Raw genomic sequence first — 18872 nt, 5'->3', positions numbered from 1 at the left:
CGGCGTTCTGGCACTCTGGGCGACATGAGTCTAAATCGAGTTTCACGCCTGGAGCGGGCCGTGAAACCGACAGGGCTGTTCCGCGTGTTCCTCGTCACGGCCGGAGTGGTGGGATTCCTGGTGGCTCCGGGCGCTACGGCAGGTGCCTCCGAGGACCCGTGCGGTACCGGAGCGAACCCCATCGTGTGCGAGAACAGCAAGCCAGGAACGGACCCTGAATTCTGGGACATCGAGGGCTCCGGAGACCCCTCAATCCAAGGTTTTTCAACCGACATCAGCGTCAACGTCGGGGACCAGATTGATTTCAAGATTGACACGAGTGCGCCGGTGTACTCCATCGACATGTTCCGCACCGGCTGGTACCAGGGGCTGGGGGCTCGCCACATTGCCAGTGTTTCGGCCACGGCAGCACTGCCGCAGATTCAGCCCCCGTGCATCTCCGATGTGACGACCGAACTCTACGATTGTGGAAACTGGGCGCTGTCTGCGTCGTGGAACGTGCCCAATGATGCGGTGTCCGGCGTGTATGTCGCACTCCTAAAGAGGGCAGACACCGGTGGTGTGAGCCACGTCACGTTCATCGTGAGAGACGAATCGAGCAGGGCGGCCGTGCTCTTCCAGACGTCGGATCCGACGTGGCAGGCATACAACGCCTATGGCGGCAGCGATTTCTATCAGGGCGCAGCCAACGGCCGGTCCCACAAGGTCAGCTACAACCGGCCTCTTTCGACCAGAGGAACGGCTGACGGCAGGGACTTCTACTTCGGTAGCGAGTACCCGCTCGTGCGCTTCCTGGAAAAGAACGGCTTTGATGTGACGTACTACAGCGGAGTTGACACGCACCGTTTAGGCGCAGGCCTTCTCAACCACTCAGTTTTCCTGTCCGTGGGTCACGACGAGTACTGGTCTGGTGGTCAGCGCGCCAGTGTGGAAGCAGCTCGGGATGCCGGGGTCAACCTGCAATTCCTCTCCGGCAACGAGGCCTACTGGCGCACCAGGTATGAACCGTCCGTCGATGGCTCGAGCACCCCGTACCGCACCCTCGTGTCGTATAAAGAAACCTGGAACAGCGCGAAGATCGATCCGAGTACGGAGTGGACAGGCACCTGGCGGGATCCACGGTTTGCATCGGCCTCAGACGGTGGGGGAAGGCCGGAGAACGCGCTCTCAGGGACCATGTACAGAGCCAATTTCTCGGACCTCGCCGTAACAGTGAGCGCCGCTGAGGGCAAGCTCCGTCTGTGGCGGGACACCCGGCTCGCCCAGCTGGCCCCAGGGACATCGGGTACGTTGGCGGCCCACACCATCGGATATGAGTCCAATGAAGACGTGGATAACGGGTTTCGACCGGCCGGACTTGTTCACCTCTCGACGACAGTGGGCGATGTGCCGCAAATTCTGCAGGACTTCGGCAGCACGGTCGAACCGGGCGCGAGCACCCATCATCTGACTCTGTATCGAGCAGAGGGTGGTGGACTCGTTTTCTCTGCCGGCAGTATCCAATGGACGTGGGGTCTTGACCAGGTTCACGATGGCGCAGGTGCCGCCGCCGATGCCAGCATGCAGCAGGCTCAAGTGAACCTGCTTGCCGACATGGGCGCCTTTCCCGAGTCCCTGGACGCTTCGCTGGTGTTTGCGCACAGGACTTCAGATGCGGCGGCGCCGCAGACGGTGGTCACGTCGCCGACGGAGGGAACTTCGGTCGCCAGTGGCGGCATCGTGACTCTGACGGGAACCGCCTCTGACTCGGTCGGCGTCGTGGCCGGAGTCGAGGTCTCAACGGACGGCGGATCGACGTGGCGTCTGGCTGCCGGTACGGAGTCGTGGTCCTACAGCTTCCCCCAGCGTGGCCTGGGCCGCCAGACCGTGGAGGTACGTGCCGTTGACGATAGCGCGAACTTCTCCGCGACGCCAACGACGCTGAACCTCAACGTGCTGGCGCCGGCATCGGTCTTCGGAGATTCGGTTCCCGAGACCTCGGACTCGGGGGACCCCGATGCTGTGCAGCTCGGGTTGCGGTTCACTCCCTCCACGGCCGGCTGGATCACCGGGGTTCGGTTCTTCAAGAGCGCTGCGAATACGGGTCTCCACACGGGTTCCCTGTGGACGGGGTCTGGCAGCCTGCTATCCACCGCAACCTTTAGCGATGAGACGGAGTCGGGCTGGCAGAGCGTGGCGTTCGCGTCCCCGGTGCCCGTTTCGGCCGGGCAGAACTACGTCGTGTCCTACTTCACGCCATCCGGGCACTATTCGGCGGATGCCGACTACTGGGGATACCGGGAGGATAACCGGGGTCCGCTCACCGTGCGCGGAGGGTATGGCGCCGCACCCGCTGGGGTCTACAGCACCCAAGACTCCTTTCCCACCGCGTCATTCCGTGGCATGAACTACTACGTGGATGCCCTCTTCACGGACACGGCTGCGCCGACCCCGACCCCGACCCCGACCCCGACCCCGACTCCGACGCCGACTCCGACGCCGACGCAGGCTGCGGGAACGACGTTGCTGGGTGTTGAGGTTCCGGTGATTGAGTCGGAGGCCAATGATGGGGCTTCCGTGGAGTTGGGGATGTCTTTCACGTCATCGTCGGCGGGTTCGGTGACGGCCATTCGCTTCTATAAAGGAGTGGGGAACTCGGGAGTTCACACGGGGAACCTGTGGTCGTCGTCGGGAGCGAATCTGGCTTCGGTGACGTTTGTCGATGAGACGTCGTCGGGTTGGCAAACTGCGGTCTTGGCGGCTCCAGTGGCGCTGACCGTTGGGCAGGTCTACACGGTGTCGTATCTGGCACCGAGGGGCGGTTACGCCTATACGTCGGCCTATTTCCAGTCGACGAAGACGAGTGGTTCGTTGACGGCAGGTGCCGGGCTGAACGGGCTGTTCCGTTATGGCACCGGTGGGTATCCGACGTCGAGTTACAACTCCACGAACTACTTCGTCGATGTGGTCTTCGCACCGACAGCAACTTCGACGCCGACTCCGACGCCGACGCAGGCTGCGGGAACGACGTTGCTGGGTGTTGAGGTTCCGGTGATTGAGTCGGAGGCCAATGATGGGGCTTCCGTGGAGTTGGGGATGTCTTTCACGTCATCGTCGGCGGGTTCGGTGACGGCCATTCGCTTCTATAAAGGAGTGGGGAACTCGGGAGTTCACACGGGGAACCTGTGGTCGTCGTCGGGAGCGAATCTGGCTTCGGTGACGTTTGTCGATGAGACGTCGTCGGGTTGGCAAACTGCGGTCTTGGCGGCTCCAGTGGCGCTGACCGTTGGGCAGGTCTACACGGTGTCGTATCTGGCACCGAGGGGCGGTTACGCCTATACGTCGGCCTATTTCCAGTCGACGAAGACGAGTGGTTCGTTGACGGCAGGTGCCGGGCTGAACGGGCTGTTCCGTTATGGCACCGGTGGGTATCCGACGTCGAGTTACAACTCCACGAACTACTTCGTCGATGTGGTCTTCGCACCCGCCGCCAGCTGAAGGAACGTTCCTACGTGCCGGTTCGCGAGCTTTCGTCGCGTTCCCACGAGGCGCCCCCGGTGTTCAGCCTCGCCTGGACGCGTGCGACAGCGATGAGGGAGACATACAGGAGCACATCGAACGACTGACTGGGATCACGCCGAATGAGGTTGAGGGCATCGGTGAGTTGGCCGCGCTGTCCACTTGACACCGCTCGGCGGGTGGGCGCACGGAGCGGCACATCGCTCTGTGTGCGGTAGGTGCGTTTGAGGATCTTCAGCAGATCAGCCGATCGGCGAGGTGCCCGAACAATGACCGGGTCCGTTTTCACGATGACCCGCTCCCGCTCCGCCATGAGGTTATCGATAAAGAGGTCATCAGAGACGATGTCAGGGAACTCGGCAAAGCGCGCCCGACCGCTCGCGGACAGGGCGTAGGTTCCGGCTCCCCAGAGCACGTTCTGGATCGAGGGCAACTGTGCCCTCACGCGATACCATCGCCTGACCGGCCACTGCGATCCCGTGGATTCAAAGCTCACCGGGGGGCGTCCGGCGAGGGGACTGTCGCCCGCGAGCGCTGCCATGATGTCGAGCGCTGCCCGCGCCGTCATGACGACATCGGCATCGAGGTAGATGCGTGGTCCAGCGGAGGCAATTTCATCCCCGGCTCGCAGGGCAGCGATCTTTGATGCTTGCGAGAGCTCGACGACTCGTATCCTCGTCGCGGCACGTGAAATTTCGGCGGTGTTGTCGACACATCCGTTGCACACGACGATCACATCGAGCTGACCCGTCTCAATGCCCGGCGCCAGGGCATCCAGACATCTCTTGATCACGAGCGATTCGTTGTGGGCGGCAATGATCACGGAGCCCAACGGTTCTCCAGTCATGCGCTTCCCCCGGGCAAGGCTGCTCGTGCCGGGGCAGAGAACAGCGCCTGGATCGTCAGGCGCGATTCGGGCCGACCGAGCCGCAGCGCACTGTGCACAACGGTGATGCACGCGAACAGAGCGCTGGCGGCGGAACCGTGCCACTTTCGGAAATACCGGACCTTGTTTATGGCCATGAGGGCATTCAACTCGGGCGATGAGCCGGAACCGGCGCCCCGGTGGCGGACGACGGCCTCAGGGCTGAACGAGATCCGATGCCCGAGCGCGCGGATGCGCCGACAGTAGTCGGTCTCCTCGGAGTAGAGAAAGAAGCGATGAGAGTCCCAGGGGCCGATGGCCCTCAGAACATCGGATCGAACCGCCAGCGCGGCTCCGGTCGCCCACTCAGCGTCATGAGTGAGGCGATAGGCACGGGGATCGCGAATCATCTCCGCGAGCCAGGTCGGCCGACCCGGCCAGTGGTCGCCGAACAGCGCCTCACCCAGGGCCCCCAACGCCGACGGTTCGCGACGGAGGGACGGCTGCGTGACCCCCTCTTCATCGATGACCACCGGAACTGCCGCGGCCACGCCGTCGACAGAGCAGGCTCGCACGAGCTGGGACAGCGACCCGGGGAGCAGCACCACGTCGGGATTCAGGAAGACCGTGAAACGAGAACTCGGAGAGCTGCTCAGTCCGATGTTGAGTCCGCCGGAATAGCCGAGGTTGCTGCCCGACGAGACCACAGTGACGTGGGGGCGGGAGGCCAGGGAATCGGCGACGTTGTCCTGTCCGTAATTGTCGACCACGAGCGCGTGCCAGCTCAACGATCCCAGCGCATCGGGCACCGAGTCGAGGAGGCGGGGGAGGTCGACGGCGCTCTTGAACGCGACGATCACCAACACGACATCGATCACCGGAGCACCACGGAACGACCGACGCTCGTCGGGTCGTCGAGAGCTGACTCAAGCGGGTGGCTGAGGCGCCAGAACGCACCGCACAGTCCGAAGAGCAGAAACAGCAGGCCGGCCGACTGCGGGAACGACAGAGCGTCGAACAGCGCGAGAAGAACGCCGGCGGAAGCCACCGACCCGGCAAGTGCGAAGCCCATGTCGTGCAGAGCCGGGTTCGACTGACGAAGCCCGCTTCGCACCGCGCACACGGCCGCCGTGACGGCGAGGAATACGAATGCCGCGAGCCCCACGACCCCGATCTCCAGCAGCAGCAGAAGGTACTGGTTGTCGAGGATTCGGTACTGCGGGAGGAAGGTGCCAAATCCTCGGCCGAACACCGGATTAAGCAGGAACAGCTGGCTGAACAGGTCGAGACTGCTCGTGCGGGAGGCTGCGCTCGGGTCGTCGAATACCGCCAGAAACATGTAGCGCAGGTTGGTGATGGCAAGGGGGGAGGCCAGGTATATTACGCCGAGGAGCGCGGCCCCGGCCAGAGCCAATGACACGCGAATGAGGCGGGACCAGGTGGGAAGGAGCACCAGGGCTCCGGCCAGGATTCCGACAACGGCGGAGCGAGAGCCAGAGAGGAGGAGCCCGATCAGGATGAGAGCGACCGGAAGCCAACGGGCGAGGAAGGATCGGTGTCGCTCTCGAAGCGCGAGCGTCAGGGCAATGGGAAGAATTGCCGCCAGGACCAGTGAATATTCGAGGGGATGCGTGGCCGTTCCCGCTGCGCGCACGAGGCCGCCGCGAGTCTCCACCGAGGCGTAACCTTCGGTGATCGACAGGCCGGGCAACGGGAGCAAGTCCACAAAGGACAGCTTTGTCGCAAATTGGGCGATGCCCAGGGCGCCCAGGCACCCTGCTGCGACGACCAACCGTCGCAGCAGGGTGAGGAGCCGGTCGAGTGTTGTGATGCCGTCATGGGCGATGAACAGGATTCCGAACCAGGCGAGGAGCCGGATCAGGCCGGTGTCGGCAACACTCACCTCGTCAGGAGGGAGCGCTCGAGTCATCGCGGCGATGTAGCTTGCCATCGCGGCGACAGAGAAGACCAGCACGGCGACGCGAACCGGACGCAACTGCGGGGGCTCGGGGCGTGAACGCTGAACCCACGCAATGACCCAGAGCACGCCGGCGCCCAGCCCCCAGATCACCGACAGCGCCCCGGCGTTTCCGAGGTCCGCAAGCGAGCGGTTGGAGGGAATCGCGAGCAGGAGCACGACGTAGACCGTAAGAAAGGTCGTGGCGTCCGGAAAACTTGTCGTCCTCGGAGAGGGCGCGAACCTCGCACGTTTCTGCATGGTGGCCACCATGTCAGCGGCCGAGAACAGCCGGTTGGCTCTCCGGTTCCCGGTGCGGTTCCGCCCCGGAAGCAGGGGGGTTGGCATCCGCCTCGAGCGCTCGCGCTCGACGTGTCGCCAGCACGCCGTCCCGATAGGCCGCTGCCATCAGCGTGAGTACGATCCCGAGCGCCCCGACCGCGCCGACCGCCTGAATGCGGTTCTTGAGATCTGCCTTCGGCTTCGTGTCCACTGCAACTGCCGCGAGCGTTATTCGAGCCTTGTCAGGGATAGACAGGCTGCCTTGAAGATCTTCGAGAGCAGAAGGAACTGCGCTCACGGCAGCGTTCATCTCGTCGAGGGCCGCGGCAGCGGTCGGTCCGGTGCCTTCAATGATGAGAATCGGGCCGCTTGTCGTCGTGTCAGCGTAGGCCGAGTACGTCATCCCAGATTTTGTTTCCTCGATCGGAGCCCGGAACTCATCTGCATTGAGTTTGCGGGTCAGCACATCGAGGGCCTGCCCCAATCCTCCGAGGTACAGGTAGGGATTCCCGCCATCCGCGACCACAGTGACGGGCGGCAAGAGCACGATGCTTGTTCTCGCGCTGTAGGAGATGGGCACGCTCCACACCAGAATGAGACACAGGCCGGTGGTGATGAGAACCCCCATCAGGGTCACTGCCCAGCGTCGCGCGATGATTTTCGGAAGTTCCATGAAATTCACTGATCAATCCCCACGTGTGTTTCCAGTTCGGGCGTCGGTGATGTCCGAGCGCCAAAGAATGTTTCGTGCCAGACCTCGAGGCACATCAGGGTCCAGATGCGGTTCTCCTCGCTGAACCTTCCGCTTTCGTGGCGTTCGAGGAGGTCGCGCACGGCCTTGCGGTCGAAGGTGTTGGCCACGAAGGAATCCGTGCCGGTTAGTCGGTCCCACATCGAGTCGCGCAGCCCGCTTCGAAACCACTGGTCCAGGGGCACGCGGAAGCCGACCTTACGCCGGTCCACGACCTCTGCGGGTAGGTAGCGGCGGGCCACCTCCTTGAGCACCCATTTGGTGGTGCCGTTTCGCACCTTGAGTGACGATGGCAGCCGAAAAGCGAGTTCGACGAGCCGGTGGTCGAGCAGGGGCGGGCGGAGTTCCAGGGATGCCGCCATCGACATGCGGTCACCCCGCTCAAGCAGGTTGTCGGGCAGCCAGCCGTCCAGGTCGCCGAGCAGCATGTTGCGGATCACGTCAGTCCCGGTTCCGCCCGTCGCACGAGCCGGTCTCGCGGGAAGCGTTCCCAACATGCCGGTGCGTTCGGGTTGGGTAAAGGGGGCGAACCACGTGCGGTACTGTTCCTCGCGGGTGGCGGCGCCAGCCGCGCGCAGGGCTATGCGTGCCCGCGACAGGCGGGCGGGCATCCGTCTTTCGAGAGAGTCGACTACCTTGGACCGGAGCCCGGCAGGGAGCAGAGCCGAAGCGGCCACCGCTCGCGCGGCGCGGTACTTCGGGTACCCGGCGAAGAGTTCGTCCCCGCCCTCGCCGGACAGGATGACACGCACTGATTCCCCGGCCGCCTGCGCGAGGCGGTAGACCGCGATGTCGGCCGGCTCGGAGATGGGGGCGTCCCGGTGCCAGGTGAGTCTCGGCCAGAGCGATTCGAAGTCGCTCGAGTCGACCTGCACCTCGTGGTGGTCTGTACCCACGTGCTCGCTCACCCGGCGGGCCCACGGCAGTTCGTCGGTGCGCGCGTCGCCGAAGCCTGCGGCGAAGGTCTGCACCCGGTGTTCCGGTCGCAGCGCGGCGATTTTCGCCACGATGAGGCTGCTGTCGACTCCACCACTCAGGTAGGCGCCCACGGGCACATCGGCGACCAAGGCCGAGTCGACGGCCTCGGTGACCGCCGCGTCGACGGCATCGATCGCCGCGGCATCGGTCCACATCCCCCGCGGGTCTGCTTCCGGCGGCTGCCAGTAGCGGATGATGGTGAGCGTGCCCGTGCTGGTGAGCTCGGCTCGGTGAGCCGGAGGTAGCTTAGACACTCCCTCGAACAGGGTGCTGGGGGAAGGCACGGAGCGTGCGGCCAGGTAGGCATCGAGGCTGAGCAGGTCGACCCCCGGTGCGGTGGGGAGGGCCGCGAGCAGGGCCTTGATCTCCGAGGCGAAAAGCAGCTGTTCGGCGGTTCGCGTGTAGTACAGGGGCAGAACGCCGAGCCGGTCACGAACGAGGTGCGTCGTTCCTGTCACGGTGTCGTGCAGGGCGAACGCGAACTGCCCCACGAGTTTGTCGATCCAGCCGATTCCATGCTGGCTGACCCCGGCGAGGATAACCTCGGTGTCTCCGTCGGTGCGGAACGGATAGCTGAGGCCCGCCCGCAGCTGTCGGTAATTGAAAATCTCTCCGTTGAAGGTGAGTACCCAGCGCGCGTCGACACTCCGCATGGGCTGGCTCGAGCCGCTCAGGTCGATGATCGACAGGCGAGTGTGCGCGAAGCCGGTGGGCCCTACCTGCCAGAATCCGTGGCCGTCGGGGCCCCGATGCGCGAGGGTTCGCGCCATCGCACCGAGAACGCCGCTGTCGACGGGAGCACCGTCGAAGCGTTGAATGCCGGCAATTCCGCACATATATCGTTAGGCTTTCGTGGTCAGTGTGATGAATTCGGCGGTGTCGGGCACCTGGATTCGACGACCTCGGGTCAGCAGGAAGTGCTCGTACGCACTGGCGTTCTGGAGATCGATGCGTGCATCGTTGGCGGGAACTTCGATCATGGCGAACGGCCAGGCCGCGGTACGAGCGGCGGTCTGCCTGCGGCCGAGAACGGTGTCGAAAACGCCCACGTACGCCTGCGCCTGATGCTGCCAGTCAAGCTCGCTGACCACCCTGCTGCGGGCGGCCCGGCCGAGGTCGGCACGAGCCGTGGGGTTGTCGAGCAGCAGTTCCACGGCATCCGCGAAGGCTGGGATGTCGCCGGAGGGAACATAGACGGCACTGTCCCCACCCGACACGCGCGTCTCGGTGAGGTCGAACGACACCGAGGGCAGGGCGTACGCCATGTACTCCATCGTCTTGTTCATCGTGGACAGGTCGTTCAGGGGAGTTTTCTCGTCCGGGCCCAGGCCGACGTCCGCCGCGCTCAGGAAATTGGCGATCGTCTCGGGGCCAACCCGGCCCGTGAAGTGCACGTGGCGCTGGAGGCCCATGGCGATGGATTGCGCTTTCAGCGCCTCGAGGCAATCACCGAACCCCATCAGCACGGCACGGACATCCGTTCGCCCCCGCTTGTGCACGAGCTCGCTCACGACCTCCAGAACCTGGTTGACGTTATCCTGCGGGCCCATGATGCCGAGGTAGACCAGGAGTGATTCTTGCATCTGGGCGACGTCGCCGAACGGCTGGATCGGCCGCATCACCCGGGTGTCCGGGCCGCTGCGAACGACCGTGACCTGGTCGGGGCTCAGTCGACCACGACGGATGGCGATGGCCCGATACGAATTGTTTGTTGAGATGACATGGTCGGCCACCCGAAAGGTCATGCGCTCAAGCCACAGCAGAGTCTTGTACTGAAATCGCGCGGCAAGACCGCGCGGCCGTCCGAAGCGAGATAGAAAGAGCTCTGGGTTGAGGTCGTGGTGGTCGAAAATGAAGCGTACCCCGAAGTGTCGCCACAGGAGTCCCAGAAGCCAGTACGTGTCGGGTGGGTTGCACGCCTGGATCACGTCGAAGCCGCGCTCACGACGAACCGTGAGGGAGAGCGCGGCGGTGCGGATCCAGCAGAGAGCGAATTCGATCGCGAAACCGAGGGCGCCCTTGGCCTCAGGCGCTGGCCGGTACTTGTAGATGGCGATGTCGTCGATGATCTGTCTGGCGGGGTCACCAGGACCTTTCGGGCAGATCACGGACACCGAGTACCCCTGGGCGCGCAGGGCCTGGCATTCGAGCCAGACCCGACGATCCAGCGGAACGGGCAGGTTCTGCACGATGATGAGAACGCGTGTGCCGGGGGTGGGGGGCTTGTCGGTTGATTTCAGGCGCGTCTGGCGTGTCATGAGAGCGTCAGATTCCCTTCCGTCTCGGTGTACTTTTCACCGGTAGCCGGGCACACGAACTGCCCGTCTCCGGCTTCTTGCAGGGCAACGCCGCTGCGCCCCACCCAGCCGATGCGCCGGGCAGGCACTCCGGCCACGAGGGCGAATTCCGCAACGTCCTTGGTGACCACAGAGCCGGCGGCCACCATGGACCAGCGGCCGATCGTGACGGGAGCAATGCAGACGGCGCGGGCACCGATTGAGGCGCCCGTGCGAACGATCACACCCACCATGGGCCAGTCATCGGCGGTCTTGCGTGTGCCATCCACATTGATGGCACGGGGAAAGACGTCGTTCGTGAAGACCACCGCGGGGCCCACGAAGACCCCGTCCTCGAGCACGGCCGGTTCGTAGACGAGCGCATAGTTCTGCACCTTGCAGTTGCGCCCGAGGATGACGCCCGGGCCGATATAGGCGCCTCGCCCCACGATGCAGCCCGGGCCTACTCGCGCATGTTCCCTGACCTGGGCGAGGTGCCAGATCTGGCTGTTCACGCCGATGACGGCGCGCGCGTCGATGTCTGCGGTGACGGCGATCCGCGCGGGGGCATCGATCGTCGGCGTGGAATCGGACGGGGCGGCTGGGACGGAAACCGGGGTGGTGTTCATCAGTACGCTCCTACGGGGTGAATGACGACTTTGATGGTGCGCCAGATGATCATGAGATCGCCGGCCAGGGACCAGTTCTCGACGTAATAGAGGTCGAGGCGAACGCTTTCTTCCCAACTGAGATCCGAGCGACCGTTGATCTGCCACATGCCGGTGAGGCCGGGTTTGATATAAAGCCGACGATGTACGTGGGTCTCGTATTTCTGCACTTCCTGCGGCAGAGAAGGCCGCGGCCCGACGAGGCTCATGTCACCCACGAGGATGTTCCACAGCTGTGGCAACTCGTCGATGGAGTGCTTGCGCAGGAAGCCGCCGATGCGGGTGATGCGCGGATCATTGCGAATCTTGAAGAGCGTTCCGGAGGCTTCGTTCTGGTCGAGGAGGCCCGTCAAGTTGTCTTCGGCGTTGGGCACCATCGAGCGAAATTTGACCATGCGGAAGGTTTCTCCGCCGCGTCCACATCGTTCCTGGCGGAACAGCACCGGCCCAGGGCTGTCGAGGCGGATCAGGGCCGCGACCAACAGAAGGCACGGAGACAACACCACGAGGGCGCAGGCGGCCGTCGTCAGATCGAGGCCACGCTTCAATGCGTGCTTGAATCCATCAAAGCGCGGGATCTCCACATGAATGAGAGGTAGGCCCTCAACGGGGCGAAAGTGGATGCGAGGACCGGCCACGTCGGTCAGTCGGCTCGACAGTACGAGTTCGGCCGCAGTGTTCTCCAGCTCCCAGCCGAGACTCCGGATAAATGGCGCCCCGCCGCTCGGCTGGCCGGCGACGATGACGATATTGACACCGAGGGCTCCCACAGTATCGGCCACGTTGTCGAAGTCGGCCAGGACGGGAACGACATGGTCGCCGGCGTCCATCCCGGACACGCGAACGGTGCTGTCGGCGTCGTCCAGTACGGCACCGACGACATAGTAGGCAACCGCTGATTCTCCACTGATTTGAGTGATGACGTATTCCACGTCGTCGCGCTGTCCCACGACGAGCACACGCGACAGGTAGTGGCCGAACCTCCGTTGCTTGCTCAGCCACTTGCGCCACAGCCACCGTTCCAGGGTCAGGACTACCGCACCGAGCGGGAAGGCCAGGATGAAGTAGCTGCGGGCGATATCGACCTGAAATATCAGAAAGGTGATGGCCAGCAGGCCGAACGTGATGGCACTCGCGTTGAAGACGCGCTTGTATTCGGTGACGCCCATACCAATGACGCGACTATCCCGTGTGCGAAGCGCGCCGAGGCTGGTGAGCCAGGTCGCACCGATCACAGCGGAAATGACCCAGTACTCGGTGTGCAGCGGCCCGATCGGCGTCGAGGCACCATCTATGCCGAAGCGGGCGAACAGGGCGATGGTGAGCGCCGCCGTCACGACGAGCGCATCACTCGCGAGGAGCCTCGCGCGGTAGCGGCGAGCCCACACTGCGCCGGAGGCGGGGGAGTCCACTGCCATCGGCGAACCGGTGCTGGGGAGCCCCACCAGGCTCAAACGGCCGCGCGGGCCGGAGGTGGTGGCCGATCCCATGGAGGAGGAGGGCCGCATGTCTGACGTGGGTTCGCTCATCGTGCGGCCACTGAATAGGAGCCCGATCGGGGCGGATGGGCAAGGCGGGTGCGACGGCGCAGTCGACCCAATGCGGACACATTCACGGTTTCATTCCCTGCATCTAGGGGTTACAGGTCACATGGCGGATATGCCTTGGCAACGATCGCTTGAGGGGACCACATTCGGGTATGTGATTCATCCTCATCTAGGCACATCGAGACAATACATCGGTTCAAACGCGCATCGCTGCAGCCAGTTAGGGGGGCAGAATGGCGCCCCACCAGCATTCTTGTCACGCTAGGCTCGGCCCCAGCCGGGTCGCAGCGCTCCCTAACCGGCGCTTCATCGACACGAAGGGAAGAGCTGGCCCGTGCGCCGAGTGAGCACAGTTCTGATCGGTGTGGTTGCCCTGACGGCGTTAGGCAGCGCATTTGCCTATGCCGGTTGGTCGTCGACGGCAGTCCGCACCGGTCCGGCAGCGCTCGCGGAGGCGCCTGTCGGCACCCGGACAATTCCGATCGAAGGGTCACGGATTGTCTTTCGCCATACGGAGCTCGGCTCGGACTATGGCCTGATCGCCGCCGTGCCGTGGGCGGACAGCGGCGGACCGCGCAAGCTCAGCGACGTATCGTGCGAGCGCGTGTACGCAGCGGATGCTTCTGAGATCTGCCTGCGTCTGAACCGTAACGACCACACGACATTTACCGCCGATTTGCTTGATCAGGCTGGACAGCTCGTGCGGTCCTGGCCGTTGCCCGGGGTTCCGAGCCGCGCGCGGATCAACGCGGACGGCACCCTCGTGGCCTTCAGCGCGTTCATCACTGCGGAGGCGTATGCCACCGTGGGATTCTCGATTGCCACGGTCATCGCCGAGATCGGCGGGCCGGAGTCGGTCAATCTCGAGACCTTCGCGCTGTCGGTGGGTGGGGTTGCGGTAACCGCCGCCGACCGCAACCTGTGGGGTGTCACCTTCACGAGCGACCCCAACGTGTTCTACGCCACGGCGGCGTCGGAAGGCCAGACCTGGCTCGTGCGGGGCAATCGGGCCGCCGCAACGCTCACCGCCATCAGCGAGGGGGCCGAGTGCCCATCCGTGTCGCCGGACGGCACCCGAATCGCGTACAAGAAGAACATGTCCGGGACGACCGCGCCGCTGTGGAATATTGCGGTGCTCGACCTGGCCACGAATGAGGAGACCCTGCTGCCCGACGCTCGCAACATCGACGATCAGGTGGAGTGGCTCGACAACTCCACGATTCTCTACGGAATCGTGCGAGCGGATTCGATAGGGGACAGTGACATCTGGTCGGCGCCCGTCGATGGCTCAGCGGACGCCCGGCTGGAGATTGAGCATGGATGGTCGCCGTCAGTAGTGCGCGAGTAGCGGCATCCGCTGGTCACACCGATGGCACACGCCCGCACGGGCATGTGCCATCGTCGGAGACGAATTATTCGCCTGGCGGCCTGATGATCAGGCCGGTGATCGTTCCAAGCAGAGTGTCGACGTCGAAGTCGCTCGTGGGGGCGTCGCAAACGACCTTGCCGAGGCGCAGCACGACTATGCGGTCGGTCACCTCGAGGATATGGGGCAGGGTATGTGAGATGAAAATAACACCGAGCCCCTTCGCCTTCGCCGCACGGATGACCTCCAGTACCTCCTTGGCCTGACGGGCCCCGAGGTGGTTGGTTGGCTCGTCGAGGATGATGACCTTGCGGGCCCACGACACGGCGCGGCCGATGGCGACTGCCTGACGTTGACCGCCTGAAAGCTGCGCAACCGGACGGTTGGAGGCCGGAACCGCGATTCCGACGCGCTCAAGGTCCGCGTGTGCCTCCGAATCCATTTTCGCTTGCGCGAGGAAACCCAGCTTGCCAAGAATGCCCGGCTTGACGATCTCGCGGCCCAGGAACACATTGGAGGAAACGGACAGATCCGGGGCAAGACTCGAGTCTTGGTAGAGTGTCTCGATTCCGGCCTCAAGGGCGTCGTGGGGGCTCTTCCAACGGCGTTCCTCACCGTCGAGCAGGATGTCTCCGGTGTCTGGCAGGTGGGCTCCCGAGAGCGCCTTGACGAGCGTGGATTTGCCGGCGCCGTTGTCCCCGACGAGGCCGATGACCTCGCCCGCCCGCACCGACAGGCTGACGCCGTCGAGGGCGACGACGCTGCCGTAGCTCTTGGAGATGTTGCGGACTTCGTAGAGGGGCGCGGTGTCGTTCGTGGTCATTTGTTTCTCCGGGGTGATGAGGTGCGCAGCGCCTGCAGCGAAACTGCCGCGGCGATGAGGAAGGCGATGACGACCTGCTTCCAGTTCGGCTCTACGCCGACGATGATCAGGCCACTGGGCACCACGGCGAGGATCAGGCTGCCGATGACGACGCCCGACATGCGACCGACACCGCCCGCGAGAGCTACGCCGCCAATGACGACCGCGGCGATGGCCACGAGCTCGTTGCCGGTTCCCGAGGTCGGGGCGCCGGAGCCGAGGCGGATGTAGAGGAACATTCCGGCGAGGCCCGAGAGCAACCCGGAGAGAACATAAATGCGAGTGAGGTGCAATTTGACGTTGATGCCTGCGGCGAGGGCGGCGAACGAATTCGAGCCGATCGCGTACGTGTAACGGCCGAAGCGCGACTTGTGCAGGTAGAGGCCCGCGATGATCACGATCAGGACGACGACGATCCCCGGCCAGGACAGCGGGCCGAGCCACGGCACGCTGAGCGCGATGGCACTCGACGGGCCGCTTCCGATGGGGGCGCCGCCCGTGAGGACGATGGACATGCCGCCGGCGGCGCCGAGAGTCGCCAGGGTCGCGATAAATGGAACAAGTTTCGCGCGGTTGATCAGCAGCGCATTGACATAGCCGACGACTGATCCCGTGCCGGCAGCGACGAGGATGCCGAGCGTGATCGCAAGGGTATCGCCGACGCCGGCACCGGTGAGCGCCTGCATGGCGTAGGCCGCGATGACACCGGAGAAGCCGAGGTTGGCACCCACCGAGAGGTCGATTCCACCGGAGATCACGACGAAGGTCTCAGCAATGGCGATCAGGATGATGGGCCCCCAGTCGAGGAAGATATTGCCGAATACCCCCACTGAGAAGAAGATCGGGTCCAGGACCGTGAAGACGATGACCATCGCGACGAGGACCAGAAAGAGAATCGTCTGCTGGTTGATCAGGAGATCCTTGATGCGCGTGGTGCGCGGCTGCACGGGAGTGATTACTTGTGTCAGCCCCGTCGGTAACATTCCTAGTTGTGCCACGATTCGCCCTTCGCGTCCGGGGACGCTTGTTTTTACTGAAGAAAATAGTATCCCCGGCGTCGCACTCGCTCCAAGGAATAGTGCTCCCGCCGGCGCCTCACAGAACGAGGCGCCGGCGGAACTGTGCGGGATTGCGGGCTTACCGTCGTCGAGCTGCGGACGACGCCGGTCGGTCCCAGCTACTGAACGTAGGTGTACTTGGCCAGGTCCGCTGTAGAGGTGGACTTGTCAAGAACGATGTTCGGCAGGGTGACTTCGGCAGTGATGCCGTCCTTGCTGTTGCCGCTCTCGATGTACTGGTGGCACGTGTCGATGGCCTGCTTGGCCTCGGTGGCCGGGTCCTGTGCAACGAGGGCGGTGAAGACGCCCTCGGTCAGCAGGTCCACGTTGTCCTTGTAGGCGTCGTAGCCGACGAGCGCGACTTTGCCGGTGAGGCCCTTGGCCTGAAGTGCCGAGGATGCACCGGTGGCGTTGGTGCCGTCGATGGCGAAGATGCCCGCGAGGTCGGGGTACTTGGTCAGCCAGTTGCTCACGTTACTGTTCGCGGTCGCAGCCTGTGACTGGCTGTAGGCGGTGTCGACGATTTCGATGCCCGGGTACTTCGCGGCAACCTGTTCCTGGAAGCCCTCGAGACGGGAGACGTTCGTGGTGGCCGTTTCGGAGGTCAGTCCGACGACGACCTCGTACGAGCCGCCATCCGTGTAACCGATGGCCGTGGCCATCGCGTCTGCGGCGGCGGCGCCACCCTGCGTGTTGTCACCGGTGATGAAGGAGACCACGTCGGAGAGGTCGGTCACGTGGGTGTCGACGTTCACCACGGGAATGCCGGCCGCGGTCGCCTTCGTGACGGAGGCCTGGAGGGCATCGGGGTCGGTCGGGATCAGAACGAGGCAGTCGGGCTTCTGTGCCAGCACCTGGTCAACGATCGGAATCTGTGTGGCGGGGGAGTAGACGGAAGGGTCACCCTGCCAGATGAGCGTGTCGCCCTTGGCAGCGATTTCGGCGTCGGCGCCGACCTTCATCGCTTTGAAGAACGGGTCGGCTTCGGCGCCCATGACGAAGGCGATGGTGAGTCCCGCGGCTCCGTCGGCGGTCGTCGTGGAGGCCGGGGTGGTTTCTGTGCTGCAGGCGGAGGCGCCGAGCACGAGTGTGGCGGCAACGGCGACAGCGCCGGCGGTCCTGGTGAAGCTGTTCATTCGGGTTTACTCTCCTTTGAGCGCACATGGGGGCAGATCCCTGCGGACCGGCCTCTTCATCGCTTCCTTGTGATTGAAGGGGATGTTGTAGATCACACCGGGTGTTGAGAACGATCTCAGAAATTGTTGAGAACGATCTCACTGATGATGGATATGATGATTACATTATTGAACGACGCTGTCAAACAACGAGGACCTCTCAAATGAAACAATCGGGTAACGACGCCCTGCTGCCTACTCTCGAAGCCCCTGCGACGATCAATGATGTGGCGCAGTTGGCGGCCGTCTCGCGAGCCACGGCTTCGCGGGTGCTGGGGGATTACGGGACGGTCAAGGCTGAAACCCGAACGATCGTCTTGGCCGCGGCGGCTCGATTGGGCTACGTTCCGAATGTCATCGCTCGGTCCATGCGGGCTGGAAAGACCTTGACTCTTGGCCTGGTCATCGCAGAAATCGGACTGAGCGTCTTCGATACTGCGATGCGGGTCGTCATCGACTCCGCCCGCGCCTATGGCTATCAGGTGCTCGTGTCGAACACCAACGAAGAGCTCCAGGCGGAGCGCACCGCCATCCGAGTCATGCTGGAGAAGCAGGTCGACGGGCTCATCGTCGTGTCGAGCTCCGTCACCGATTTGGACTTCCTGAACCCGAGAAATCTGCAGGGGCGACCGATTGTCCTTCTCGACAGGACTCTCGCGCCGCTCGGACTGTCGAGCGTCACTGGCGCCAATCGACAGGGCGCCGTGGATGCCGTTGCTCACTTCATCGCGAACGGCCACACGAAGATCGGCCTCGTTGTCTTCACAGCCAACGTCGAGGGCGAGACCGCTCACCAGCCGCTGGGCCTCATCTCGTCCATCCATGACCGAATCGAGGGGTACTACAGCGCCATGGCCGCTGCGGGCCTTCCCGTGAATCCGGACTGGGTGCGTTTCACCGGCGACGCCGACGTCTCGGCGTACTCAGCTGTCGGATCCATTCTGGACGCCGAAGACGCCCCCACGGCTCTGCTGGCCTCGAACGGGAACATGTCCCTCGCGGTGCTGAAGGTTGCGAAGGCCCGCGGCCTCCTGATCGGACGAGCCCTCTCGCTCGTCGGGTTCGATGATGCGCCGTGGGCGTCCATCATCACGCCAAGCATCACCGTCGTGAACGTTCCCATCGAGGAAATGGCCCGGGTTGCCGTGGAGAACCTGATCGGCCAGATCTCGGCCGCCACCGACGCCGGCTCAGCTGAGCTGCCCATGAACCTGGTCCTGCGGGAATCCGTAGCCGACCTCCGAACCGCCTAGACCCCGAGAATGAGCCGCGCCAATGACCGTTGCCCTGTATGCAGAATTTACCGCCACCCCCGGAAACCTCGAGCGGGTGCGCACCCTCATTGACGAATTCGCTGGCGTCGTTCGTGCCGAGCCCGGCAACATCCGCTTCGACGCGCACTCCGTGGAGGCGCATCCCGCCAGCATTTTCGTCTATGAGCTCTATCGAGACCCAGCCGCCTTCGAGGCTCACCTGGCAGCGCCGGCCGGGGCAGTCTTCAACCGGGCGCTGACCGACCTCGTTGAAGGAGGTGGCTCGACTCTCACAATGCTTGCCCCGGTCAGCATCTCTCTGTAGCCCCGTGCCGG

Annotated in this window: 15 protein-coding genes; 4 read left to right on the top strand and 11 right to left on the bottom strand. The window is 64.0% G+C overall.

The window, feature by feature from the left end:
• The first annotated feature begins 24 nt into the window (after positions 1 to 24).
• Positions 25 to 3477 carry a DUF4082 domain-containing protein gene (locus BJ997_RS16450; RefSeq protein ID WP_183323612.1) on the top strand — a complete coding sequence of 1151 codons (3453 nt, stop codon included), beginning with the start codon at positions 25 to 27 and terminating at the stop codon, positions 3475 to 3477.
• A 10-nt stretch (positions 3478 to 3487) separates the two neighbouring features.
• Here the strand turns inward: BJ997_RS16450 and BJ997_RS16445 are convergent, their stop codons facing one another.
• From BJ997_RS16445 to BJ997_RS16410, 8 genes are read right to left on the bottom strand one after another with little or no spacing between them, the layout of a single operon-like run.
• Positions 3488 to 4345: a glycosyltransferase gene (locus BJ997_RS16445; RefSeq protein ID WP_035835656.1), complete on the bottom strand. Its 858-nt coding sequence runs from the start codon at positions 4343 to 4345 to the stop codon at positions 3488 to 3490.
• Positions 4342 to 5241, bottom strand: a complete 900-nt coding sequence (locus tag BJ997_RS16440) for a glycosyltransferase family 2 protein (RefSeq protein WP_052542022.1) — start codon at positions 5239 to 5241, stop codon at positions 4342 to 4344. The genes BJ997_RS16445 and BJ997_RS16440 overlap by 4 nt, the downstream gene beginning before the upstream one ends.
• A complete protein-coding gene (locus BJ997_RS16435) occupies positions 5238 to 6581 on the bottom strand; it encodes an O-antigen ligase family protein (RefSeq protein ID WP_160175846.1) in 1344 nt (447 codons plus the stop codon). Before BJ997_RS16435 ends, BJ997_RS16440 begins: the two co-directional genes overlap by 4 nt.
• A 13-nt stretch (positions 6582 to 6594) precedes the next feature.
• A complete protein-coding gene (locus tag BJ997_RS16430; protein ID WP_152602095.1) occupies positions 6595 to 7275 on the bottom strand; it encodes a hypothetical protein in 681 nt (226 codons plus the stop codon).
• A 5-nt stretch (positions 7276 to 7280) separates the two neighbouring features.
• Entirely contained in the window at positions 7281 to 9167 is a 1887-nt protein-coding gene (gene asnB / locus BJ997_RS16425; RefSeq protein WP_035835654.1) for an asparagine synthase (glutamine-hydrolyzing), read from the bottom strand.
• A gap of 6 nt (positions 9168 to 9173) precedes the next feature.
• Entirely contained in the window at positions 9174 to 10589 is a 1416-nt protein-coding gene (locus BJ997_RS16420) for a glycosyltransferase family 4 protein (RefSeq protein ID WP_084141087.1), read from the bottom strand.
• Complete coding sequence (locus tag BJ997_RS16415; RefSeq protein WP_084141086.1) at positions 10586 to 11236, bottom strand: acyltransferase; 651 nt, start codon at positions 11234 to 11236, stop codon at positions 10586 to 10588. The genes BJ997_RS16420 and BJ997_RS16415 overlap by 4 nt, the downstream gene beginning before the upstream one ends.
• Entirely contained in the window at positions 11236 to 12804 is a 1569-nt protein-coding gene (locus BJ997_RS16410) for a sugar transferase (RefSeq protein WP_236628836.1), read from the bottom strand. Before BJ997_RS16410 ends, BJ997_RS16415 begins: the two co-directional genes overlap by 1 nt.
• 361 nt (positions 12805 to 13165) lie before the next feature.
• On the opposite strand from BJ997_RS16410, the gene BJ997_RS16405 reads away from it, so the two are divergent.
• Positions 13166 to 14170 (top strand): TolB family protein, encoded by a 1005-nt coding sequence (locus BJ997_RS16405; RefSeq protein ID WP_052542019.1) that lies wholly within the window; start codon positions 13166 to 13168, stop codon positions 14168 to 14170.
• 64 nt (positions 14171 to 14234) lie between these two features.
• Here the strand turns inward: BJ997_RS16405 and BJ997_RS16400 are convergent, their stop codons facing one another.
• The 3 genes from BJ997_RS16400 to BJ997_RS16390 all read right to left on the bottom strand — a co-directional run bounded on the left by BJ997_RS16400 (position 14235) and on the right by BJ997_RS16390 (position 17244).
• Positions 14235 to 15011 carry an ATP-binding cassette domain-containing protein gene (locus tag BJ997_RS16400; RefSeq protein WP_035835652.1) on the bottom strand — a complete coding sequence of 259 codons (777 nt, stop codon included), beginning with the start codon at positions 15009 to 15011 and terminating at the stop codon, positions 14235 to 14237.
• Entirely contained in the window at positions 15008 to 15997 is a 990-nt protein-coding gene (locus BJ997_RS16395; protein WP_052542018.1) for an ABC transporter permease, read from the bottom strand. The genes BJ997_RS16400 and BJ997_RS16395 overlap by 4 nt, the downstream gene beginning before the upstream one ends.
• Before the next feature lie 230 nt (positions 15998 to 16227).
• Positions 16228 to 17244, bottom strand: coding sequence for a substrate-binding domain-containing protein (locus tag BJ997_RS16390; protein ID WP_052542017.1), 1017 nt, complete (start codon positions 17242 to 17244; stop codon positions 16228 to 16230).
• A gap of 203 nt (positions 17245 to 17447) precedes the next feature.
• On the opposite strand from BJ997_RS16390, the gene BJ997_RS16385 reads away from it, so the two are divergent.
• Complete coding sequence (locus BJ997_RS16385; protein WP_035835651.1) at positions 17448 to 18536, top strand: LacI family DNA-binding transcriptional regulator; 1089 nt, start codon at positions 17448 to 17450, stop codon at positions 18534 to 18536.
• Between the two features lie 22 nt (positions 18537 to 18558).
• A complete protein-coding gene (locus BJ997_RS16380) occupies positions 18559 to 18861 on the top strand; it encodes a putative quinol monooxygenase (protein WP_035835650.1) in 303 nt (100 codons plus the stop codon).
• Positions 18862 to 18872 lie beyond the last annotated feature (11 nt).

Source organism: Cryobacterium roopkundense (assembly GCF_014200405.1).
Taxonomy (GTDB): Bacteria; Actinomycetota; Actinomycetes; order Actinomycetales; family Microbacteriaceae; genus Cryobacterium; species Cryobacterium roopkundense.
This window is presented reverse-complemented; position numbering and strand designations above follow the sequence as displayed.

What these genes read in the sequence shown, in the direction of transcription:
- BJ997_RS16420 (WP_084141087.1), bottom strand. Translation starts at nt 10,589, where the DNA reads ATGACACGCCAGACGCGCCTGAAATCAACCGACAAGCCCCCCACCCCC.
- BJ997_RS16430 (WP_152602095.1), bottom strand. Translation starts at nt 7,275, where the DNA reads ATGGAACTTCCGAAAATCATCGCGCGACGCTGGGCAGTGACCCTGATG.
- BJ997_RS16385 (WP_035835651.1), top strand. Translation starts at nt 17,448, where the DNA reads ATGAAACAATCGGGTAACGACGCCCTGCTGCCTACTCTCGAAGCCCCT.
- asnB (WP_035835654.1), bottom strand. Translation starts at nt 9,167, where the DNA reads ATGTGCGGAATTGCCGGCATTCAACGCTTCGACGGTGCTCCCGTCGAC.
- BJ997_RS16380 (WP_035835650.1), top strand. Translation starts at nt 18,559, where the DNA reads ATGACCGTTGCCCTGTATGCAGAATTTACCGCCACCCCCGGAAACCTC.
- BJ997_RS16415 (WP_084141086.1), bottom strand. Translation starts at nt 11,236, where the DNA reads ATGAACACCACCCCGGTTTCCGTCCCAGCCGCCCCGTCCGATTCCACG.
- BJ997_RS16400 (WP_035835652.1), bottom strand. Translation starts at nt 15,011, where the DNA reads ATGACCACGAACGACACCGCGCCCCTCTACGAAGTCCGCAACATCTCC.
- BJ997_RS16390 (WP_052542017.1), bottom strand. Translation starts at nt 17,244, where the DNA reads ATGAACAGCTTCACCAGGACCGCCGGCGCTGTCGCCGTTGCCGCCACA.
- BJ997_RS16445 (WP_035835656.1), bottom strand. Translation starts at nt 4,345, where the DNA reads ATGACTGGAGAACCGTTGGGCTCCGTGATCATTGCCGCCCACAACGAA.
- BJ997_RS16450 (WP_183323612.1), top strand. Translation starts at nt 25, where the DNA reads ATGAGTCTAAATCGAGTTTCACGCCTGGAGCGGGCCGTGAAACCGACA.
- BJ997_RS16435 (WP_160175846.1), bottom strand. Translation starts at nt 6,581, where the DNA reads ATGCAGAAACGTGCGAGGTTCGCGCCCTCTCCGAGGACGACAAGTTTT.
- BJ997_RS16410 (WP_236628836.1), bottom strand. Translation starts at nt 12,804, where the DNA reads ATGAGCGAACCCACGTCAGACATGCGGCCCTCCTCCTCCATGGGATCG.